This is a genomic window from Pseudoalteromonas sp. TB64, assembly GCF_000498095.1.
Classification (GTDB): Bacteria; Pseudomonadota; Gammaproteobacteria; order Enterobacterales; family Alteromonadaceae; genus Pseudoalteromonas.
In genome coordinates this window covers 1-1,762 of record NZ_AUTQ01000246.1, presented here as the reverse complement: position 1 = coordinate 1,762, position 1,762 = coordinate 1, and the positions used below count along the sequence as shown (strand labels likewise).

The following is a 1,762-nucleotide window of genomic DNA, read 5'->3' as shown; positions in this document are numbered from 1 at the left end:
TAACAATCATCTGTGTGGACACTACGAACAAATAAGTTCTAAATCGTATAAGGAGGTGATCCAGCCCCAGGTTCCCCTAGGGCTACCTTGTTACGACTTCACCCCAGTCATGAATCACTCCGTGGTAAACGTCCTCCCGAGGGTTAGACTATCTACTTCTGGAGCAACCCACTCCCATGGTGTGACGGGCGGTGTGTACAAGGCCCGGGAACGTATTCACCGCGTCATTCTGATACGCGATTACTAGCGATTCCGACTTCATGGAGTCGAGTTGCAGACTCCAATCCGGACTACGACGCACTTTAAGTGATTCGCTTACCTTCGCAGGTTCGCAGCACTCTGTATGCGCCATTGTAGCACGTGTGTAGCCCTACACGTAAGGGCCATGATGACTTGACGTCGTCCCCACCTTCCTCCGGTTTATCACCGGCAGTCTCCTTAGAGTTCTCAGCATTACCTGCTAGCAACTAAGGATAGGGGTTGCGCTCGTTGCGGGACTTAACCCAACATCTCACAACACGAGCTGACGACAGCCATGCAGCACCTGTATCAGAGTTCCCGAAGGCACCAAACCATCTCTGGTAAGTTCTCTGTATGTCAAGTGTAGGTAAGGTTCTTCGCGTTGCATCGAATTAAACCACATGCTCCACCGCTTGTGCGGGCCCCCGTCAATTCATTTGAGTTTTAACCTTGCGGCCGTACTCCCCAGGCGGTCTACTTAATGCGTTAGCTTTGAAAAACAGAACCGAGGCTCCGAGCTTCTAGTAGACATCGTTTACGGCGTGGACTACCGGGGTATCTAATCCCGTTTGCTCCCCACGCTTTCGTACATGAGCGTCAGTGTTGACCCAGGTGGCTGCCTTCGCCATCGGTATTCCTTCAGATCTCTACGCATTTCACCGCTACACCTGAAATTCTACCACCCTCTATCACACTCTAGTTTGCCAGTTCGAAATGCAGTTCCCAGGTTGAGCCCGGGGCTTTCACATCTCGCTTAACAAACCGCCTGCGTACGCTTTACGCCCAGTAATTCCGATTAACGCTCGCACCCTCCGTATTACCGCGGCTGCTGGCACGGAGTTAGCCGGTGCTTCTTCTGTCAGTAACGTCACAGCTAGCAGGTATTAACTACTAACCTTTCCTCCTGACTGAAAGTGCTTTACAACCCGAAGGCCTTCTTCACACACGCGGCATGGCTGCATCAGGCTTGCGCCCATTGTGCAATATTCCCCACTGCTGCCTCCCGTAGGAGTCTGGGCCGTGTCTCAGTCCCAGTGTGGCTGATCATCCTCTCAAACCAGCTAGGGATCGTCGCCTTGGTGAGCCATTACCTCACCAACTAGCTAATCCCACTTGGGCCAATCTAAAGGCGAGAGCCGAAGCCCCCTTTGGTCCGTAGACGTTATGCGGTATTAGCAGTCGTTTCCAACTGTTGTCCCCCACCTCAAGGCATGTTCCCAAGCATTACTCACCCGTCCGCCGCTCGTCAGCAAAGTAGCAAGCTACTTTCTGTTACCGCTCGACTTGCATGTGTTAGGCCTGCCGCCAGCGTTCAATCTGAGCCATGATCAAACTCTTCAATTAAAAAGTTTTATGTCTTTCGACAGCTCAATGAATTCTGAATTTATTTAATATCTTTCGATATTGAATTGACTGTGCCGAATAATTACCGAAATAATTATTCTGTTGGTCACTCAGTTTTCAATTGAGACTCTAATTTGTTTGCCTCGCTACCTAAGTAGGTTGGCTGTTAGAACTCAAT

Annotated in this window: 1 rRNA gene; it reads right to left on the bottom strand. The window is 50.5% G+C overall.

Annotated features, from left to right (window positions below):
- Positions 1 to 48: 48 nt before the first annotated feature.
- Positions 49 to 1,584 (bottom strand): 16S ribosomal RNA (locus tag L647_RS0120605).
- Positions 1,585 to 1,762 lie beyond the last annotated feature (178 nt).